Here is a 19,171-nt window from a genome sequence, read left to right on the forward strand (position 1 = left end):
CCGCATGCTGACTGTCGACTTCGACCGGCTCGGGCTGCGCCCCGGTGATCGGGTGCTGGATCTCGGCTGCGGCGCCGGCCGGCATGCCTTCGAGATGTATCGCCGCGGTGCCGACGTGATCGCCTTCGACCAAGACCCCGACGAGCTCGCGGCCGTGGGTGAGCTGTTCGCCGCGATGCGCGCAGCCGGCGAGGTGCCGGAGGGCGCGGAGGCGGACACCAAGGAGGGTGATGCGCTGGCGCTGCCGTTCGCGGACGGCGAGTTCGACCGGGTCGTGGCCGCGGAGATCCTCGAGCACGTCCCGGCCGACATCCAGGCTCTGGAAGAGCTGGTGCGGGTGGTGCGACCCGGCGGTACGGTCGCCCTCACCGTGCCTCGCTGGCTCCCCGAGGTCATCTGCTGGCGGCTGTCTGCGGACTATCACAACGAGCCGGGCGGCCACATCCGGATCTATACCGACGCCGAGCTGATCGCCAAGGCGGAGAACGCCGGCCTGGTCCTCGACGGCAGGGGCTACGCGCACGGCCTGCATTCGCCGTACTGGTGGCTCAAGTGCGCCGTCGGCGTGAAGAACGACGACCATCCCCTCGTGAAGGGCTACCACCGCCTGCTGGTGTGGGACATCATGCGCAAGCCGCGCACGACTCGGTTCGCGGAGCGGGTGCTCGACCCGGTGATCGGCAAGTCGCTCGTGCTCTACCTCCACAAGCCGGCATGACCGGCCCGGTGCTCTCCGCGGGCCAGCTGGGTGAGACGGCGCGGTCGATCGTCGCCATGCAGGAGCCGACGGGTGCGATCCCGTGGACCCCAGGCGGGCACACCGACATCTGGAACCACGTCGAAGGCGCGATGGCGCTGCTCGTGGGCGGCGAGACGGCCGCGGCGGAGCGGGCGCTCGCGTGGGTGCCGAACCAGCAGCGCTCGGACGGCTCCTGGCCGTTGAAGATCGTGGCCGATCGGGTGGAGGACGCCAGCGGGGAGACCAACGTGTCGGCGTACCTCGCCGTGGGCGTCTGGCATCACTGGCAGGTCCGCCGCGACCGGGAGTGGGTCGACCGGCTCTGGCCGGCCGTCCGGGCAGGCCTGGAGTTCGTCGTCGGCATGCAACTGCCGTTCGGCGGGATCGCCTGGGCGCAAGAGTGGGACGAGCGTGGTCCCGCCACCGTCAATCGGGAGGCACTGCTGGCCGGATCGTCCAGCATCTACCACTCGCTGCGCGCGGGCGTCGCGCTCGCCGACCTGGTCGGCGATCCGCAGCCGCACTGGGAGCTGGCCGGCGGGCGGCTCGGCCACGCCCTGCGGGGGCACCGTGACCTGTTCATGGACAAGTCGACCTATTCGATGGACTGGTACTACCCCGTCCTCGGTGGGGCCGTCAGGGGCGAGCAGGCTCTCGCGCTGCTGGCCAGCCGCTGGGAGGAGTTCGTGCGGCCCGGCCTGGGCATCCTGTGCGTGGACGTCAACCCGTGGGTCACCGGCGCCGAGACCGCCGAGCTCGCGATCGCGCTGGAGGGCTTGGGCGACCACGACCGGGCCAGGCAGCTCTTCGCCGACCTGCAGCACCTGCGCGCCGAGGGCGGCCGCTACTGGACCGGCTACGTCTACCCCGACGACGTGCACTGGCCGGTCGAGCACACGACGTATACCGCCGCGGCGGTGCTGCTGGCCGCTGACGCGCTCTTCGATCTGACCCCGGCTGCGGGAGTGCTGCGCGGCGATCGGCTCGCACCGCACTTCGGCGAGCTGGACCTGCAGTGTGGTTGCCCGTCAGCGGACCGGGTCGCCGGCGTCTCCGCGCACTCGGCGTAGCACGCGCATCGAGCCCAGCTCCTCGGCCTCGACGAAGTCGCCGCTGTCGAGAGCCCGACAGAAGATGTCGTACGGCGGGCGCCCGCCATCGGCGGGGTCGGGGAAGACGTCGTGGAGAGCGAGCAGCCCATCGGCTTGCACCCAGGGCGCCCATCCGACGTAGTCCGCCTGGGCATGCACCTCGGCATGTCCGCCGTCGACGAAGACCATCGACAGCGGCGTCCGCCAGAGCGCTGAGACGCTCGTGGACCGGCCGACGATGACGACGACATGGTCCTCGAGCCCGGCATGGGCCAGCGTGCGGCGGAGGAAGGGGAGGGTGTCCATCAGACCCGACTCGGGGTCGACCACCTCGGGATCGTGATGCTCCCAGCCGGCCTGGATCTCCTCCGAGCCTCGATGGTGGTCGACGGTGAACACCGTGCCGCCCACCTCGCGCGCCGCCGCACCCAGGTAGATCGCCGACTTCCCGCAATAGCTGCCGATCTCCAGCACCGGACCCCGCGGCAGCTGGGTCCGCGCGACCCGGTGGAGCAGCAGCCCCTCCGCCTCCGGCATGAAGCCTTTCGTCGCCCGGGCCAGCGCGAGCAGCTCTATCTCTGGGCCTTCCGTCACTGGCCCACCAGCCCGGCCTGCCAATGCCGGTGGTGCCAGGTCAGATAGCGCTCGATGGCCCGGACCACGTGGGCGGAGCGGATCGACGCGAACAGGTCGAAGGCGTGCTGGGCGCCGGGCAGCTCGGCGTACACCACGGTGTTGCGCGACACGGCGCGCAGCCGCTCGACGAACACCCGCGCCTGCTCGACGGAGACCAACGAGTCGCCAGCGCCGTGGATGACCAAGAAGTCCGGTGCGTCCGGTGTGATCCGCAACAGGGGAGAGGCCTGCTCGAAGACCTCGGGGGTCTCCTGCCAGGTGTGCTTCATCACCTTGGGACCGAAGAAGTTGTCTCGGATCCAGAGCGCGCTGCGCAACCCGGAGGAGGCGGCAATGTCGTAGACGCCGTAGTGCGGCACCGCCGCCCGCACGGAGGTGTCGGCGTCCTCGAAGCCGGGTTGGAAGGTCGGGTCGCCCGGGGTGAGCGCCGCCAGTGCGGCCAGGTGACCACCCGCCGAGCCGCCGGTGATGACGACGTACGACGGGTCGCCGCCGTAGTCGGCGATGTGCTCCTTGACCCAGGCCAGCGTCCGCTTGACGTCGATGATCTGCGCCGGCCACGGGTCGCGGGGCGCGAGTCGATAGTTGGCGGCCACGCACACCCAACCGTGCGCTGCTAGCTGGTTCATCAACGGGATGCCTTGCTCGTTCTTGCTGCCGAGCACCCAGCCGCCGCCGTGCACCTGGACGAGCACCGGGGCGTTGGTGAGCTCACGGTCGGCCGGCCGATAGATGTCGAGCAGGCCGCGTCCGCCCGCATCGGAGTAGCGCAGGTCGCGATCGACCCGCACTCGCGGATCGCTCCGCCGGAACGGCGTGACCAGCTGATGCCACGGGGTGGCCAGCTCTTCCGGTGTGACCGGATCCAGCTCGGCCGCCAGCTGCTCGCCCAGGTCGTGCGTCACCACATCGTCGACCAGCACCCGCACGCCGCGGCTGGCCCGGATCAGCCGGACCAGGCCGTACGACGTCGCCGCGGCGACCGCCAGCCCCGGCCAGCCGGCCTTGCGACGAAGCACGCTGATCACCGTGTCCGCCACGGTCAGGCCGAGCAGCTGTGGGGCGAGCTCACCCGTCAACAGCCCCGCCGGGAAGGCGTAGGCGCCGCTGCGCGGACCCTGCGGCGGCCGGAGCGCGTTCGCGGTCAGCGCGGCGGTGACCAGACGCCGACGGAGGAAACCCACACCGTCATGCTACCGAGGAGTAGGGGAACGCTCGGCTTCGGGAGTGGTGCGCTCCCGCGGGGTGCTGTGGTGCCTCTGACCCGTCTCCCGCGGTCCTACGGCGACGCAGCGCCGTAGACGGTGACCTCACTCATGTCCGTGTAGGAGCAGCCGGAGTAGGCGCCGTCGGGACAGTTCGTGGTGAAGTCGGGGGTCTGGTTGCCCTGCATGATCACCTTGACGTGGTCCACCCCGTCGGCGCCGGCGGTCAGGTCCACCTGGTTGATCAGACCGCGGTCCTCCAGGGTGAACTCGCCGGTGGCAGCGGGGGTCCAGGTGCTCCCGCCGTCGGAGGAGGTCTCGATGGTGAACTTGCCGAGGGAGGCGCTGCCGCCGTCGCCGCAGGTGGCCGCCGGGTCGATGCCGATCCCGGTGATGTCGACCTTGGTGGGCAGCGCGATGACGATGAACTTGTCGACGAAGTCTGTCGTCGGAGTGCCCTCGTCGTCGCCGGTGGTGCTGCTCCAGCCGGTGGCCTGGCTGAGGTCGATGGCCTCGCCCGGGCCGCAGCCGTAGATTCCGTAGTCGGGCCCGTTGAAGTCGGCGATGGTAGCCCCACCGCTCGCGGCGGCCCAGTCGCGGCGGATCGAGAAGTCCTCGGTCGCGCCGGAGACACTGACCGTCACCGGGGTGCTGACCGGAAGGTAGCCGTCCCCGTTGACCACCAGCTTGCTGTAGTCGCCGACCACGACGTTGCTGATCGTGTAGTCGCCGTCGGCGTCGGTCACCGCGGAGGGGTTGACCGGGTTGCCGCCCTGGAAGGGCAGGGTCACCACGGCGCCCTCGACCGGGTCGCCGCTGTCCTCGTCGGTCACCGTGCCGGTGATGTCCGCATGCTGCACGGTGCTGGGCGGGGTGTGGAAGTCGGCAGCGGGAGCCGCGTCGTCACCGGTGAGGGAACCGGAGAAGTAGCCCATCCCGCGGGTCGCGAAGACCTGCCAGATGGTGTCCTCGTGCGCCCCGCCGTAGACGGCGGTGTCGGCCATCAGGATGGAGTCGCGCATGTCGAGGTAGGACGGGTTGCTCGACGTGGTCAGCTCCATGCCGCGGGTGACCAGGTTCGCGGTCTTGTTGTGACCCAGCTTGGCCCGCAGGTCCCACAGCGTCTGGCCCCAGATCTCGCCGTCGCCGTGCACCTCGGGTCCACCGACGATCTTGGCGTAGTCGGCATAGGTGTAGCCGCCGGCGTGACCGGTGTCGCCACCGGTGCACTCGGGGCTGCCGACCGAGGAGACCTTGCAGTCGATCGCCTCGGTGCGCACCAGCGCCGCGCCGGCGCCGTCGTACTCACCGAGTCGGACGTCGGGACGTGGCTTGTCCCGCTCGAGCTTCTTGGTGACCAGGTAGTCCAAGGCGTAGAAGTCGCTCCAGGCCTCACCCATCGCGTCGCCTTGGATCGGGCCGAGCGTGGAGAGCCCGGTCGCGTCGATGACCAGACGGTGTGACAGGCCGTGGGTGTACTCGTGGTAGACGGTGTCGGACTCGTCGCCGGTGTTGTTGGGCGGGAACGGATCGCCGTCGGGGTACGACGTGAACGGCTGGTGCTGGAGGTACATCTGCATCACCGGCGCATGTCCGTCCGGTGGGGTGTCCATGTTGGCGTTGTCGATGTGCGCACCGTCCGGGAGCCCGGTGCCGGTCGAGTTGGCGCCGTCCAAGGTCTGGGTGTCGACCGCGTCGTGGCCCTTGCCCTTGCCGGAGAAGTTCTTGGTCTGGAAGTTGCCGGCCGCCTCGGTGAAGCCGATTGGCTTGCGCTCCAGGTAGTCGTGGAAGTTGTTGACGAAGAAGAACACCTGCGCGGTGTTCTGGGCGCGGTTGGTGCGCCAGGAGTAGGGCTTGTTGGGGTTCCAGCTGCACGGGTTGGGGTTGTCACACCAGGAGATCCGCTTGAGGTGGAAGGGCTTGAGACGGTAGTTCCACTGGTGCTTGCTCTTCGGGCCGACCTCCTCCTTCTTCTGCGGTCGGCCGTCGTCGTTGACGTCGGAGTAGGCGTGCGAGTTGTTGCCTTCGAGCCTCTTCGCGGTGCCGCTGAGCCAGCCCTTCTTGGTGTAGTTCACCTTGAGGTACTTGCCGCCGCCGTTGTAGGCGGGCTTGGGGTGGCTGCGGAAGGCCACGCCCGTGCTGCCCGGGCCCTTCTCGGTGCGCTCGTGGACCCGCAGTGACTGACGGTAGATCACCTTGCCGGTCGCAGCGTCGACGACGCTCACCGCCGGTTGGTCGGAGTCCATGGTCAGCGTCTGCCAGCCCAGGTAGGTGCCACTGCGGGCGACCAGCAGGACCTTGCTCGCGGTGCTGTGCGGCCCGGCCTGGGTGGGCTCGCCGGCCGCCTGGGTGAGCGCCTGGTTGGCCGTGAGCTTGGCGCGTGCCGGCTTGTCGACCAGCGCGCCCGGCACCGGAGAGCCGCCGACCTCCAGCAGCCGGCCGTCAGCGGTGACGGCAGCGAGCAGACCGTTGCTGAAGACGGGAGTCCCGTTGATGACCTGGGTCCAGGACAGGTGGTGAATGCCTGCCACGTCGACATAGTCACGGCGCAGCCGGAAGGTGGACAGGTCAGCGGCTGCCAGACCGAGGGCAGGGGCGTGGTCGCGCACGTAGGCCAGCGCCACCGAATCGGGGCTGGCCGTGCTCGGGGCGGTCAGGAAACCACCGCGGACCGCCACTCGACGAGGCGTCCCGGTCACGCCGTCGATGTCGAGGATCGCGTCGTCGCCCAGCGACTTCGCGAGTGCGTGGGTCGCCGGCCGCGCGCTGGCGCGTGCCTGGGCGCGCTGGACCGACAGCCGGTGCTTCTCGGTCACGCCCTTGCGGACGTCGACGTCCGAGCCGGTCGATCGGTGGGTGCCGGTGGACCGGGCCTCACTCAGCGCCGGCTGCGGACTAGCCCCTGCGGGAGACAGCGTGCCCGCGACGGCGACCGCCCCCACGCTGGCCAGGATCAACGTCGTCAGGGCATGCGAGGTCCGGGTCATGCGCTCCACCATGGCCTAGGTCGGCCAGCAGTGCAACCGTCCACTTGAGGGTCACGCCCGAGCGGTGAGGATGACCGGGCCGTCCTCGGTGATGGCGATCGTGTGCTCGGCGTGCGCGCCCCGCGATCCGTCGGCGGACTTGATGGTCCAGCCGTCGGAGTCGATGTAGATCTCGTCGGTGGTCTGGAGGAACCACGGCTCGATCGCGATCACCAGACCGGGCTTGAGCGGGAAGCCGCGATGCGGCCGGCCGTCGTTCGAGACGTGCGGGTCGCCGTGCATGGTGCGGCCTACGCCGTGCCCGCCGAACTGCAGGTTGATGCCGAGGCCGTGCTCGCGGGCCACGTTGCCGATGGCGAACGAGATGTCGCCGAGCCGGTTGCCGACCTGGGCGGCGCCGATGCCTGCCGCGAGTGCGTCTTCGGCCACCGCGATCAACCGAAGATCCTGCTCTCGCGGGGTGCCGACCACCATGCTGACCGCGGAGTCGGAGACCCAACCGTCGACGCTGGCCGCGAAGTCCAGCGAGACCAGGTCGCCGTCGCGGAGGGTGTAGTCGTGGGGCAGGCCGTGCAGGACGGCGTCGTTCACCGACGTGCACAGCACGTGACCGAAGGGCATCGCGCCGAACGAGGGGTGGTAGTCGATGTAGCAGGACTCCGCGCCGCGCTCCCGGATCATGTCGTGGGCGAGGCGGTCCAGGTCGAGCAGGTTCACCCCGACGTCGGCGGCCTCGGAGAGGCGGGTGAGCACCTCGGCCACGAACCGGCCGGCTGGGCGCATCTGCTCGATCTGGGCGGGCGTGCGAAGCTCGATCACCGGGACAGGATAGGCGTGCCCGTCACCCACAGTCCCGACCAGGGCGGCACGACCAGTCCACCGTCGGTGGTGCGCTCGGGAGCGGCTTCGCTGAGATGATCGATCAGCTCCGCCTCACCGAGTCCCAGCCAGGCCAGCACCTCACCCGGCACCGATCGGGTCTCGCCGGTGACGTTGTACGCCGTCAGCAGGGGGCCGTCCGAGTGTCGGCGGACCACCAACAAGACGCCGTCGTCACGTGGATCCCAGACCTCTGTCGGCACCGCGGCGTGCAAGTGGGGGAGTCGGCGGCGGGTCGCCAGGAGATGGTCGAGACCGGCCCTGATCCCGTGCTCGTCAGGGGGAGTGGGCCACGGCATCTGTTGACGATGCACCCAGCGATTGTCCGACGCGTGCGCCGGCTCGACCGCCCAGTCGGGGTCGTTGAGAAGGCCGAGCTCGTCGCCCATCCAGAGGACGGGGAGACCGCCGTACCCCAAGATGATCGCGTGCGCGAGCAGGATCCGCGCGACGGCGTCCGGATCACCGAGCTCGAGCCCGGCCAGCGACGCGAGTGACCCGGAGATCCGGCGGTCGCCGGTGGCCGGGTTCTCCTGGAAGATCAGTCCGCGCGCCCACGATCCGGGGAAGCGGCCGGAATACCAGTCGGACAGAAATCGTCGATGCCCCTCACCGGTGAGCCCGACCGCCTCGGCGTCCTCGTCGGCGATCGCCCAGCCGATGTCGTCGTGGCAGCGCACATAGGTGACCCAGGCCGTCGACGACGGCGGCTGCGGCAGACCCTGGAGGGCCTTGGTGGCGAGCTTGACGTCCCTACTGGCGAACATCGACCAGATCTGCACCATCAGGCTGTTGTGGTAGGCGAGGTGGGAGACCCGGCCGGCGTGCTTCCCGAGGCCCAGATAGGCCGGCAGGTCGGCGCGCCCGACGATCGCCTCTGCCTTGAACGCCACCGCGGGTGCCCCCATCTCGGCGACGATCCGCAGCGCGCGAGTCAGGTCGTGCACCTCTGGCTGGTTCTGACAGTTGGTGCCCAGCCGCTTCCAGAGGAAGGCGATCGCGTCCAGTCGGAAGATCTCCACGCCGAGGTTGGCCAGGCCGAGGATCAGGTCGGCGAACTCACAGAGGACCGACGGGTTGGTCCAGTTCAGATCCCACTGGTAGTTGTGGAACGTCGTCCAGACCCAGGCGTCGAGCTCGGCATCCCAGGTGAAGCTGCCCGGCGCCGAGTCCGGGAACACCTCCGGGAGGCTCCGCTCGTAGGCGTCCGGCACCTCACGGTCGTCGTACACCAAGAAGTAGTCGCGCTTGGCGGCGTCGCCCGCGCGAGCTGCCTCGGCCCACGGATGCTCACGTGCCACGTGGTTGAGGACCAGGTCGAGGCACAGGCTGATCCCGTGCCCGCGCAGGACGCCGGACAGTTCGCGCAGATCCTCCATGCTGCCGAGGTCGGGTCGCACCTGCCGATAGTCCTGCACCGCGTAGCCGCCATCGTTCGGTCGGGGCCGGGGGAGGAGCAACGGCATCAGGTGTAGGTAGGTCACGCCCAGATCAGCGAGGTACGATGCCCGCTCGGCCACGCCCGCCAGAGTGCCGGCGAACCTGTCGGCGTAGGCGGCATAGCCGAGCGCCTCCGGCCGCTGGAACCAGTCCGGCTCCTCCTGCCGATGCCGGTCCAGCTCCACCAGCTCGGCGGGTCGCTGGGCATGCGCCCGCCCCACCAGCGCGGTCAACCGGTCGGCGACCACCTCCGGGTCGCCGTACACCCGCGAGAGGGTGGCGACCAGCTCGGGCCGCAGCCGACTGACGCGATCCTCGACGGGCTCCGGTGCTGGCACGAGAACAGCATGCCAGCGGCCCATCCGCCGGACCTCCTACAGTGGAGGTCATGGACAGTTCGGGGCGTGGTGGTTACCGCGCGACCAGCGAATACACGCGCGACACGGCCTACATCCCTGACCGGATCACGCGTGGTGGGCGGCGCCCTGAGTTCGGTCCGGTCGACGGTGAGCTGTGGCCAGTCGAGCCGGGTCGCTATCGGTTGATCGCGGCGAAGGCTTGCCCGTGGGCGACCCGCACCCTGATCGTGCGCCAGCTCCTGGGTCTGGAGGAGATGATCTCGGTCGGCATGCCCGGCCCGGTCCACGATCAGCGCAGCTGGACCTTCGACCTGGACCCCGGCGGCGTCGATCCCGTGCTCGGCATCGAGCGGCTCCAACAGGCCTACTTCGCGCGCTTCCCGGCCTATCCGCGCGGGATCACCGTGCCCGCGATCGTCGACGTCCCCACCGGCGGGGTGGTGACGAACGACTTCCCGTGGATCACCCACGACTTCTTCTTCGAGTGGCACGAGTTCCACCGTGCCGACGCCCCCGACCTGTGGCCGACAGACCTCCGCGAGGAGATGGAGCCGGTGATGAGGCGGATCTACACCGAGGTCAACAACGGCGTGTACCGCTGTGGCTTCGCCGGTTCCCAAGAGGCGTACGACGCCGCCTACGACCGGCTCTGGACCGCGCTCGACTGGCTCGAGGAGCGACTCGCGACGCGGCGTTATCTGATGGGCGACCGGCTCACCGAGGCCGACGTACGCCTGTGGACCACGCTGGCCCGCTTCGACCCCGTCTACCACGGCCACTTCAAGTGCAACCGACAGAAGCTCGCCGAGATGCCGAACCTGTGGGGCTACGCCCGCGACCTCTACTCACTGCCCGCGTTTCGTGACAGCACCGACTTCGCCCAGATCAAGGCGCACTACTACGTGGTGCACAGCGACATCAACCCGGCCCAGGTCATCCCGCTGGGCCCGGACCTGTCGACCTGGCTCGACCCGACCGACCGCGACCGGCTCTGATCCCGCGCTCAAGGGTTCGTCACCGATCCGAAACGAGCTCGCACGCCTTCATCGGCTCGTCGGCTCGAGTTTGTCGGTGGGGGCGGCTACGGTTTTCGAGAGTCGTCGCCGTAGGAGGAAGTTGTGAAGATCGCGGGCCTGTTCGCTGGCATCGGCGGCATTGAGCGTGGCTTCCATCAGGCGCTTGGGGACGAACTTGAAACCGCACTGCTCTGCGAGTGGTGGGAACCCGCCCAAGCGGTCCTCGCCCACCACTTCCCCGGCGTCGACCTGCACCCTGACGTGCGCGAGCTGCGCGAGCTTCCGGGGGGCCTCGACTTACTCGCCGCAGGTTTCCCCTGCACGGATCTCTCACAGGCCGGGCGTACAGCTGGCATCGGGGAAGTCAGTCGGGTCTGGTGTCACACGTTTTCGAGGCGCTCAGGCTCACGGCCACCAGCGAGAGACGACTGCCGTGGCTCATGATCGAGAACGTTCCGAACATGCTGACGCTCGACAAGGGCAGGGCGATGGCGTACCTCGTCCGCGAGATTGAAGCCCTCGGCTATCGCTGGGCGTATCGGGTGGTCGATTCCCGCTTCACCGGAGTGCCCCAGCGCAGGCGCCGGGTGATTCTGCTGGCCTCGGCCACCGAAGACCCGCGTCGAGTGCTCTTCGCGGATGACGCTGGCGCGAGGCCAGAAGCCGACCTCAAGAACGACGCCTTCGGCTTCTACTGGACCGAGGGCCGTGGCGGCTTGGGCTGGGCGCAGGACGCCGTCCCCACGCTGAAGGGTGGTTCGACGGTTGGCATCCCGTCCCCGCCGGCCATCTGGGTCCCCGGTGCCCCCGACGACCGCTTGTTCGTGACCCCGAGTGTGGAGGATGCCGAGCAGATGCAGGGCTTCGAGCGGGGTTGGACCGATGTCCGTGCCACCGCACGGAAGAATGGACCTCGCTGGAAGCTGGTCGGAAATGCGGTGACGACTCGGGTGGCGGAGTGGGTAGCAACACGGATATCTGCCCCGAGTGATCCTGTGGCCGATCTGGACGGGCCGAAGGTGTCCAGTCGCTGGCCGACGGCTGCCTGGGGCGGTGATGGGAGTGCTCGCGTGGTTCTGGTGTCGGAGTTTCCACTCCTCGCGCCGTACGAACATCTGTCGTCGGTGGTCGATCTCAACGCCGCCGTTCCGCTGAGCGCACGAGCCATCAACGGCTTTCAGAACCGGCTGTCGCAGGGGAACCTCGGCCGACACGAGGGATTCCGCGATGACGTCGCACGCTACCGAGAATTGACATGGTCACTGCAGCATGACGGTGCCGTGCTCCCGGGAATGACGCTGCGAGTCGGCTAACGTCTCCTGGGTGTATGGACCCGATCTGCTCGCGCGGTTCTTGTCGGTGCCCGGCCCGCCGGACAAGTATGGCCAGCGCTGGCAGTATCACTCGCGGTCTGACCGGCACTCGAAAGTTGGCTGCTGGGGCGTCGCATTCGACCTTCTGATTCGGTCTTCTCTGATGCAAGAGCACGCCAAGGCGGGGAAGATCGTGCTCGGTGTGAACCACGAGATGCGCGACTTCCATTGGGACCGGAAGAAGGACCTCGATCTGGTGATTGCCCGGCCAGAGAGTGCACCGTCACCTGGAGGAGCCACCTTTCGGTCGCTCGTTGACCACTACGGCATCCCGCTGACGGATGACGAGCGCAAGCTGCTGAATGCTCTGCCAGACATCCCAATCGCGCCTGTCTCGGCGGTGCTGGTCGCGCTTGAGGCTAAGGCCTGCATGACTGCCCACGTGAAGTCATTGCCCAGGCTCTATGACGAACTCAACTCCTCGCACCTGGCGATCCACGGCGCGTCCAGCCAAGCCCTCGCCATTGCCTACGTGCAGGTCAACAACGCGACGGACTTCATCTCACCGGTGATGAACAGCGAACGCATCTCCGAGGGGTTGCCGGTGAAGATCTCTAGACACAAGCAGCCGTCTGACACACAGCGGGTTCTGGACAAGGTCGGGCAGATCCCTCGCAGGACAGGCAAGAGCGGCAACGGTTTCGATGCCATCGGCATCAGCGTGTTCGACCTGAGGAACGACGGAACGCCGGTCACCCTTGTTTCAGGGCCTCCAGCGCCCGCACCCGGCAGCAACTTCCACTACGCGGGGATGGTCGTCCGGATGGCCAACGAGTACGACGCCACCTTCGCGCACATCTGAACGCGCCTACCCTCAATGACCCTGGAGGCATGACCCTGGAGTCCTGGGCATCGTCGCGCGCCACGCGCACCTCGATGCGGGGTAACCGCCGCACCGACACGAAGCCAGAGATAGCGCTGAGGAGCAAGTTGCACGCGGTAGGACTCCGCTTCCGCAAGGACTACCGATTGGACCTTGGAGACGTGAGGGTGCGTCCGGACGTCGTCTTCACGCGAGCCAAGGTCGTGGTCTTCGTCGACGGTTGTTTCTGGCATTGCTGCCCGATCCACGGGACGCAGCCGACCCGCAACTCCGGCTACTGGGCGCCCAAGCTTGCCCGCAACGTGGAACGCGACCGTGAACAGGACATCGTGCTGGCTGCGCATGGGTGGCGAGTGATTCGAGTCTGGGAGCATGAGCCTGTTGATGATGCTGTCCAGCGTGTGGTCCGCGCAGCAGGGGGCGCTGGGGCGGCGTTCGCTCGAGCGGACGATGATGAGGGGCATGGCGGAGAGCGACGTTGAGCGGGCCAAGGGATGGATCGCTGAGCGCACTCAGGCCGCCCGTGAGACTGCCAAGGCTCGGGGCCGTCAGGTCGGCAGGCCTCCGTGCTCAGCCGTGAGCAGGTCGCCCTTGCTCGCAAGCTCCGAGCCCCGGCGAGAGCACCACGACAGGGCCCCCGATTGCCTTCCGCGGGACCTAGCGAGCTGACGGACATGCCTGCGACAGGCCAGCACGGCCAGCGACAGGTCCCGAATGACCTCCGTTGGGGGAGCTGGGCGCGCCGCTCCTGGTCCGCTCCATCGGGCCTCCTGGGGTGACAAACAGTCATCCCGTCCATCCGCTCCTAGACTCCCCATGTGGAGCATCGCGTGTTCTCCTACGGAACCCTCCGGCAGGCTGACGTCCAGCAGTCCCTGTATGGACGCGCCGTCCCGACTACCACGGACAGCCTTCCTGGGTTTCGCCTCGACTGGCTGACGATCACCGATCCGATCGTGATCGAGGCGAGCGGCTCCGACCGTCATCCGATCCTGCGCCGTGCGGCTCCGGTGGCGGCGGAGAACTTCCAGCGTGCCGGCGTCAGCGACCGCATCGAGTTGGTCGTCGGGCTTGCTGCTGAGTCGGTGAGGACGTTGGTGGACCAGCAGGTCGAGCCTTTCGATCTCGTCATCATCGATGCCGACAAGCCGAGCAATCCGATCCACCTGGAGGCGGCGATGGCCCTTAGCCGTCCGGGGACAGTCATTATCGGTGACAACGTGGTCCGCAACGGCGCTGTTGCCGATCCCACTAGCGGACCACGGCCAGACGAGAAGTTCAGGCGCTTCGCCACCGTCGCGGTCCTTCGGTCACGCTTCGTAGATCGGATCAGCGTCACGCCAAGGAACACGAGATAGATCGCGCCTGCAAGCTGGACTGCTCGGTAGACCTCGGCTGACTTCATCACGAGCGCCGACAGCCCAAGAGCCGCGAGGAGCGCGTGGGTGAAGATGCCAAGGCCGGTCCCGACGATCACCCCAGACACCGCGCGTGCGCCGGAAGAAGCGTGCGTCACAGTCAGCGTGAAGCTCGCGCCCGGCGTCAGAGCCAGCGGCACCACGGCAAGCCCGAAACCTAGGACGAGAGCCGGATGCACGGTTGGATTACCAACGGCCGCGAGGATCACCAGCCCCGCTCGCGCCACTCGGCCAGGTGGGGACGCTCGGCGCCCAGGGTGGAGTCACCGCCGTGGCCGGGGTAGAACCAGGTGTCGTCGGGCAGGGTGCCGAAGACCTTGGTCTCCACCTCGTCGATGAGCTGGCGGAAGGCGGCATCGTCACCGAAGGTATTGCCGACGCCACCGGGGAAGAGCGAGTCGCCCGTGAAGAGATGCGGGTGTCCGTCTGGGTCGTCGTACACCAGTGCGATGGAGCCGGGCGTGTGACCGGCGATCGCGATCACCCGGAGCACGCAGTCGCCGACGGCGATGGTGTCCCCGTCGCCGACCTCACGGTCGATGGTGACTCCGGTCTGCTCCGCGATCGGCTGCGCGTCCGGCGCGCCCGCGACCGTGGTCGCTCCCGTCGCCAACACGATGTCGCGGAGCGCACGATGGTGATCCCAGTGCTGGTGGGTGGTGGCCACGGTCTGGAGTCTCTCGCCGGTCAGGTCGAGCAGGACGGCTGGTTCGTCGGCCGCGTCGATCAGCAGCTGGTCACCCGTCGCGCGGCAGGTGAGCAGATAGCAGTTGTTGGACATCTGCGGGTCGACCGCGACCTTGCGGATCGTCAACGCGGCCAGCTCACGAATGTCCGGTGGCCCGCCGGCGGACACGGCGCCGGTGTAGCTGTCTGATTCGGTCATCGCCATGGGCCCAGCGTAGGCAGCGCCGGGTCGGCGGTGAGCCCCTCGCCCGCGCCTCGGCCGAGCAGCCACCAGGTGAGAGCGGCCCGAGAGCCGACGACCACAGGCCCGCCGTCTCCGATGGCGACCTCGCCCTCGGGCGTGCGGAGCAGCATCGGCGGACCGTCAGCGCGGTCCTGGACCACTCGGGTGAACATGAGGTCGACGAACTCGGTCGGCCAGTCCGCGGCGGAGTAGCCGACAGCCAGGTCGGCGTGGTGGATCTCGATCTCTCGGAGCCGCATCGTCGGGATCGAGGTGCGCCGGAACTGTGGGCCACCTGGGGTGCGCTCGAAGCGGCCCTCCCAGGCGTCGTCGGGGACACGGTGCACCGCGTCGTTGAACAGCGCGCAACTACCGAGCAGCCGGTCGCGCAACTCGGAGGGAGAGGCGCCGGACAACTCGTCGATATCGGCGTCGCGGCGCTCCTGAGAGGCGTACATCGTCCGGGCCTCGCCCGCCGCGAGCGCCTGCAGCACCGCGCCGAGCCCCTCTGCGTTGAGTGCGAGATGGGCGACCAGGTGCGCTCGGGTCCAGCCGGGCAGCAGCGACGCCTCGGCGAAGGCCTCGTCGGTCAGCGCGTCGACGGAGCGGACAAGTCGCCGAGTGGCGTCGCGGACGGCATCAGGCAGATCGGTCATGGGCTCCATCCTGACGTGCTGTCGGTGGGCCGTGAGAGTGTGGCCATCGAGCGGCGTGCCGGGTTGTGCCGCGCGATAAGATAGCGAACACTTGTTCGAACCAGTGACCAGCACGAATTCCGATCCGACGGGGACCGCAGTGGCCGACCAGCTCATCATCCGGGGCGCCCGGGAGCACAACCTGAAGGACATCTCCCTCGACCTTCCCCGCGACTCGATGATCGTGTTCACCGGCCTGTCGGGCTCCGGCAAGTCCTCGTTGGCCTTCGACACCATCTTCGCCGAAGGGCAGCGGCGCTACGTCGAGTCACTCTCGGCCTATGCCCGCCAGTTCCTGGGCCAGATGGACAAGCCGGACGTCGACTTCATCGAGGGTCTCTCACCAGCGGTGTCGATCGACCAGAAGTCGACCTCGAAGAACCCGCGGTCCACGGTCGGCACCATCACCGAGGTCTACGACTACCTGCGCCTGCTCTACGCTCGAGCGGGCCGACCACACTGCCCGATCTGTGGCGCCGCGATCGAGCGGCAGACCCCTCAGCAGATCGTGGACCGGATCCTCGCGCTGGACGAAGGGCGCCGGTTCCAGGTGCTCGCGCCGATCATCCGCGGCCGCAAGGGCGAGTATCTCGAGCTCTTCAAGCAGCTCCAGACCCAGGGCTTCTCCCGAGTGCGGGTCGACGGCGACACGCATCCGCTGGACTCTCCGCCCAAGCTCAACAAGCAGCAGAAGCACACCATCGAGGTCGTGGTCGACCGACTCGCGGTGAAGCCGTCGGCCAAGCGTCGGCTCACCGACTCCGTCGAGACCGCGCTGGGCCTGGCCGGTGGGTTGGTCCTGTTCGACTTCGTCGACGTCGACCTGGACGACCCGCACCGGGAGATGCGGTTCTCCGAACGGATGGCCTGCCCCAACGAGCACGACCTGGACACCGACGAGCTGGAGCCGCGCTCCTTCTCCTTCAACTCGCCCTTCGGCGCCTGCCCGGAGTGCCACGGTCTCGGCACCCGGATGGAGGTCGACCCCGAGCTGGTGGTGCCCAACCCGAGCGCCACCCTCGGCGAGGGAGCGATCCAGCCGTGGAGCGGCGCCCACGTCGCGGACTACTTCCTCAAGCTCATGCACGCCCTCGGCGAGGAGCTCGGCTTCGACCTCAACACTCCGTGGGAGAAGCTCCCGGCCAAGGCACGCAAGTCCGTCATCGACGGCCATCCGACCAAGGTCCATGTGGTCAGCACCAACCGATACGGCCGACAGCGCGCCTACTACGCCCAGTTCGAGGGGGTTCGCAGCTACATCGAACGCCGCCACCGCGAGGCGGAGTCCGACACGAGTCGGGAGCGCTTCGAGGGCTACATGCGCGAGGTGCCCTGCCCGGCCTGTGCGGGCACCCGACTCAAGCCGGTCTCCCGGGCGGTGACCCTCGGCGGGCTGAGCATCGCCGACGTGTGCGCCCTGCCGATCAACGAGTGCGCCGAGTTCCTGGCCACCCTGGAGCTGTCCACCCGGGAGCGTCAGATCGCCGAGCGGGTGCTCAAGGAGATCCAGGAGCGACTCCGCTTCCTGCTCGACGTGGGCCTCGACTACCTCTCCTTGGCGCGGCCCTCCGGCTCACTGTCCGGGGGAGAGGCGCAGCGCATCCGGCTGGCCACCCAGATCGGGGCCGGCCTGGTCGGCGTCCTCTACGTCCTGGACGAGCCGTCGATCGGCCTGCACCAGCGCGACAACCAGCGCCTGATCGAGACCCTGATCCGCCTGCGCGACCTCGGCAACACCCTGATCGTCGTCGAGCACGACGAGGACACCATCCGCACCGCGGACTGGGTGGTCGACATCGGCCCCGGTGCGGGCGAGCACGGCGGCCAGGTGGTGCACAGCGGCAAGGTCGCCCAACTGCTCAAGCATCGTGACTCGACGACCGGTCAGTATCTCTCCGGTCGCCGCGAGATCCCGGTCCCCGCCGTACGCCGTCCGCGCACCAAGGGCCGTCAGCTCAAGGTCGTGGGGGCGCGTGAGCACAACCTCCGCGACATCGATGTGGCGTTCCCGCTGGGTCTGTTCGTGGCCGTCACCGGCGTCTCGGGCTCGGGCAAGTCCACCCTGGTCAACGACATCCTCTACACCGCGTTGGCCAAGCAGATCTACAACGCGCGTGCGGTGCCGGGGCGGCACAAGACCATCACCGGCCTCGAGCACGTCGACAAGGTGATCCATGTCGACCAGTCGCCGATCGGGCGGACACCACGCTCCAACCCAGCGACGTATACCGGCGTCTTCGACCACATTCGCAAGCTGTTCGCCTCGACGCCCGAGGCGAAGATGCGCGGCTACCTGCAGGGCCGGTTCTCCTTCAACGTCAAGGGTGGCCGCTGCGAGGCCTGCTCGGGCGACGGCACGATCAAGATCGAGATGAACTTCCTCCCGGACGTCTACGTCCCCTGCGAGGTCTGCCACGGTGCGCGCTACAACCGGGAGACCCTGGAGGTGCACTACAAGGGCAAGACCATCGCCGAGGTGTTGGACATGCCCATCGAGGAGGCGGCGGAGTTCTTCGCCGCCGTGCCCGCGATCGCCCGGCACATGAAGACGCTCTGCGAGGTCGGCCTGGGCTATGTCCGCCTCGGCCAGCCAGCGACCACGCTCTCCGGTGGTGAGGCGCAGCGGGTCAAGCTCTCCTCCGAGCTGCAGAAGCGGTCGACCGGCCGCACGGTCTATGTCCTCGACGAGCCGACCACCGGCCTGCACTTCGAGGACATCCGCAAGCTGCTGCTCGTGCTCGGCCGTCTGGTCGATCAGGGCAACACCGTGCTCGTCATCGAGCACAACCTCGACGTCATCAAGACGGCGGACTGGATCATCGACATGGGACCCGAGGGCGGCTCGCGAGGCGGCACCGTCATCGCGGAGGGCACCCCGGAGTCGGTGGCGGACGACCCGGGCAGCTTCACCGGACAGTTCCTGGCGCCGCTGCTCGACGGTGGCCGCGCCGCGTCCTCGACTGCGCGGCGGAAGACTCGCAGCAGATCGACATAGCACTCACAGCGAGCGCGGCTAGCGTCTCGGCCGACCGCCCTCCTCGGATCGAAGGAGCCACCGTGACCTCAGGACTCAACCGCCGCCAGGCGCTCGTCGGCGCTGCCGCAGGGGTCGGCGTCCCGCTGCTCGCCGCGTGTGGCAGTGACAGTGGCAGCACCGCGACCGACGCCAACACCCCCTCGTCGGCTGCGACCTCCGCATCCGGGGGCTCGGGCGGCTCAGGCTCAGGGAGCGGCGGCAAGGTGCTCGCCAAGACCGCCGACATCGAGGTGGGCGGTGCGGTGTTCTTGGAGGAGCCGTCCGTGGTGATCACCCAACCCACCGAGGGCGACTTCCACGGCTTCAACCGCACCTGCACCCACCAGCAATGCCCGGTCACCGACATGGTCGACGGCAACATCCACTGCGCGTGCCACGGCAGCATGTTCTCTGCCGTCGACGGCTCCCCGGTCGAGGGTCCGGCAACCAGCCCGCTGGCCGGGTTCGCGCTCAAGGTCAAGGGCGGCAAGGTCCTCGCCGGCTGACGGGTAGGTCCCGGGAGAGCGGTGCCCGGGTTGGGCGGCGCTGCCGGGTTGCTGGTGGCCGGTGGGGCTGACCCATCT

At 68.6% G+C, this 19,171-nt stretch carries 17 protein-coding genes and 1 pseudogene; 10 read left to right on the forward strand and 8 right to left on the reverse strand.

The annotated features are described in order from the left end of the window. The first annotated feature begins 4 nt into the window (after nucleotides 1–4). Together QM714_RS03610 and QM714_RS03615 are read left to right on the forward strand one after the other, a co-directional pair. Nucleotides 5–718, forward strand: coding sequence for a class I SAM-dependent methyltransferase (locus QM714_RS03610; protein WP_415097661.1), 714 nt, complete (start codon nucleotides 5–7; stop codon nucleotides 716–718). Next, nucleotides 715–1,809 (forward strand): prenyltransferase, encoded by a 1,095-nt coding sequence (locus QM714_RS03615; RefSeq protein ID WP_415097663.1) that lies wholly within the window; start codon nucleotides 715–717, stop codon nucleotides 1,807–1,809. The genes QM714_RS03610 and QM714_RS03615 overlap by 4 nt, the downstream gene beginning before the upstream one ends. Here QM714_RS03615 and QM714_RS03620 read toward each other — a convergent pair. The 5 genes from QM714_RS03620 to QM714_RS03640 form a co-directional block, all read right to left on the reverse strand. Further along, nucleotides 1,768–2,424, reverse strand: coding sequence for a class I SAM-dependent methyltransferase (locus tag QM714_RS03620; RefSeq protein WP_415097665.1), 657 nt, complete (start codon nucleotides 2,422–2,424; stop codon nucleotides 1,768–1,770). The two genes, QM714_RS03615 and QM714_RS03620, sit on opposite strands and share 42 nt — an antisense overlap. Then, on the reverse strand, nucleotides 2,421–3,650 hold the full coding sequence (locus tag QM714_RS03625; RefSeq protein ID WP_415097667.1) for an alpha/beta hydrolase fold domain-containing protein: 1,230 nt from the start codon (nucleotides 3,648–3,650) through the stop codon (nucleotides 2,421–2,423). Before QM714_RS03625 ends, QM714_RS03620 begins: the two co-directional genes overlap by 4 nt. A gap of 95 nt (nucleotides 3,651–3,745) precedes the next feature. Then, nucleotides 3,746–6,658 carry a M36 family metallopeptidase gene (locus tag QM714_RS03630; RefSeq protein WP_415097669.1) on the reverse strand — a complete coding sequence of 971 codons (2,913 nt, stop codon included), beginning with the start codon at nucleotides 6,656–6,658 and terminating at the stop codon, nucleotides 3,746–3,748. A gap of 51 nt (nucleotides 6,659–6,709) precedes the next feature. Next, complete coding sequence (gene map, locus QM714_RS03635; protein ID WP_415097671.1) at nucleotides 6,710–7,477, reverse strand: type I methionyl aminopeptidase; 768 nt, start codon at nucleotides 7,475–7,477, stop codon at nucleotides 6,710–6,712. Continuing rightward, nucleotides 7,474–9,339 carry an amylosucrase gene (locus QM714_RS03640; RefSeq protein WP_415097673.1) on the reverse strand — a complete coding sequence of 622 codons (1,866 nt, stop codon included), beginning with the start codon at nucleotides 9,337–9,339 and terminating at the stop codon, nucleotides 7,474–7,476. Before QM714_RS03640 ends, map begins: the two co-directional genes overlap by 4 nt. 26 nt (nucleotides 9,340–9,365) lie before the next feature. Here QM714_RS03640 and QM714_RS03645 point away from each other — a divergent pair, with 26 nt between their 5' ends. The 6 genes from QM714_RS03645 to QM714_RS03670 all read left to right on the forward strand — a co-directional run bounded on the left by QM714_RS03645 (nucleotide 9,366) and on the right by QM714_RS03670 (nucleotide 13,906). After that, nucleotides 9,366–10,331: a glutathione S-transferase family protein gene (locus QM714_RS03645; protein WP_415097675.1), complete on the forward strand. Its 966-nt coding sequence runs from the start codon at nucleotides 9,366–9,368 to the stop codon at nucleotides 10,329–10,331. 123 nt (nucleotides 10,332–10,454) lie between these two features. Further along, nucleotides 10,455–10,796: a DNA cytosine methyltransferase gene (locus QM714_RS03650; protein ID WP_415097677.1), complete on the forward strand. Its 342-nt coding sequence runs from the start codon at nucleotides 10,455–10,457 to the stop codon at nucleotides 10,794–10,796. After that, nucleotides 10,793–11,665 carry a DNA cytosine methyltransferase gene (locus tag QM714_RS03655; RefSeq protein ID WP_415097679.1) on the forward strand — a complete coding sequence of 291 codons (873 nt, stop codon included), beginning with the start codon at nucleotides 10,793–10,795 and terminating at the stop codon, nucleotides 11,663–11,665. The genes QM714_RS03650 and QM714_RS03655 overlap by 4 nt, the downstream gene beginning before the upstream one ends. Nucleotides 11,666–11,675: 10 nt before the next feature. Continuing rightward, complete coding sequence (locus QM714_RS03660; RefSeq protein ID WP_415097681.1) at nucleotides 11,676–12,527, forward strand: hypothetical protein; 852 nt, start codon at nucleotides 11,676–11,678, stop codon at nucleotides 12,525–12,527. A gap of 29 nt (nucleotides 12,528–12,556) precedes the next feature. Next, a complete protein-coding gene (locus tag QM714_RS03665) occupies nucleotides 12,557–13,030 on the forward strand; it encodes a very short patch repair endonuclease (RefSeq protein WP_415097683.1) in 474 nt (157 codons plus the stop codon). A gap of 336 nt (nucleotides 13,031–13,366) precedes the next feature. Beyond that, nucleotides 13,367–13,906: a hypothetical protein gene (locus tag QM714_RS03670; protein ID WP_415097685.1), complete on the forward strand. Its 540-nt coding sequence runs from the start codon at nucleotides 13,367–13,369 to the stop codon at nucleotides 13,904–13,906. On the opposite strand, the pseudogene QM714_RS03675 reads toward QM714_RS03670, so the two are convergent. The 3 genes and pseudogenes from QM714_RS03675 to QM714_RS03685 all read right to left on the reverse strand — a co-directional run. Next, a pseudogene (locus QM714_RS03675) lies at nucleotides 13,906–14,193 on the reverse strand (LysE family transporter); the annotation flags it as partial. The gene QM714_RS03670 and the pseudogene QM714_RS03675 sit on opposite strands and share 1 nt — an antisense overlap. Continuing rightward, complete coding sequence (locus QM714_RS03680; RefSeq protein ID WP_415100959.1) at nucleotides 14,172–14,852, reverse strand: MBL fold metallo-hydrolase; 681 nt, start codon at nucleotides 14,850–14,852, stop codon at nucleotides 14,172–14,174. The pseudogene QM714_RS03675 and the gene QM714_RS03680, both read right to left, overlap by 22 nt. Beyond that, the gene (locus QM714_RS03685; protein WP_415097687.1) at nucleotides 14,849–15,532 is read right to left on the reverse strand and encodes a maleylpyruvate isomerase family mycothiol-dependent enzyme; all 684 of its coding nucleotides are present in this window, start codon (nucleotides 15,530–15,532) and stop codon (nucleotides 14,849–14,851) included. Before QM714_RS03685 ends, QM714_RS03680 begins: the two co-directional genes overlap by 4 nt. Before the next feature lie 139 nt (nucleotides 15,533–15,671). Between QM714_RS03685 and uvrA the strand changes: the two genes are divergently transcribed. Together uvrA and QM714_RS03695 are read left to right on the forward strand one after the other, a co-directional pair. Beyond that, a complete protein-coding gene (gene uvrA / locus QM714_RS03690) occupies nucleotides 15,672–18,566 on the forward strand; it encodes an excinuclease ABC subunit UvrA (RefSeq protein WP_415097689.1) in 2,895 nt (964 codons plus the stop codon). 62 nt (nucleotides 18,567–18,628) lie between these two features. Then, nucleotides 18,629–19,093, forward strand: a complete 465-nt coding sequence (locus QM714_RS03695; RefSeq protein ID WP_415097691.1) for a Rieske (2Fe-2S) protein — start codon at nucleotides 18,629–18,631, stop codon at nucleotides 19,091–19,093. The last annotated feature ends 78 nt before the right edge of the window (nucleotides 19,094–19,171 follow it).

The sequence above is a fragment of the Nocardioides sp. genome (genome assembly GCF_047602075.1).
In the GTDB taxonomy this organism is placed as follows: domain Bacteria; phylum Actinomycetota; class Actinomycetes; order Propionibacteriales; family Nocardioidaceae; genus Nocardioides.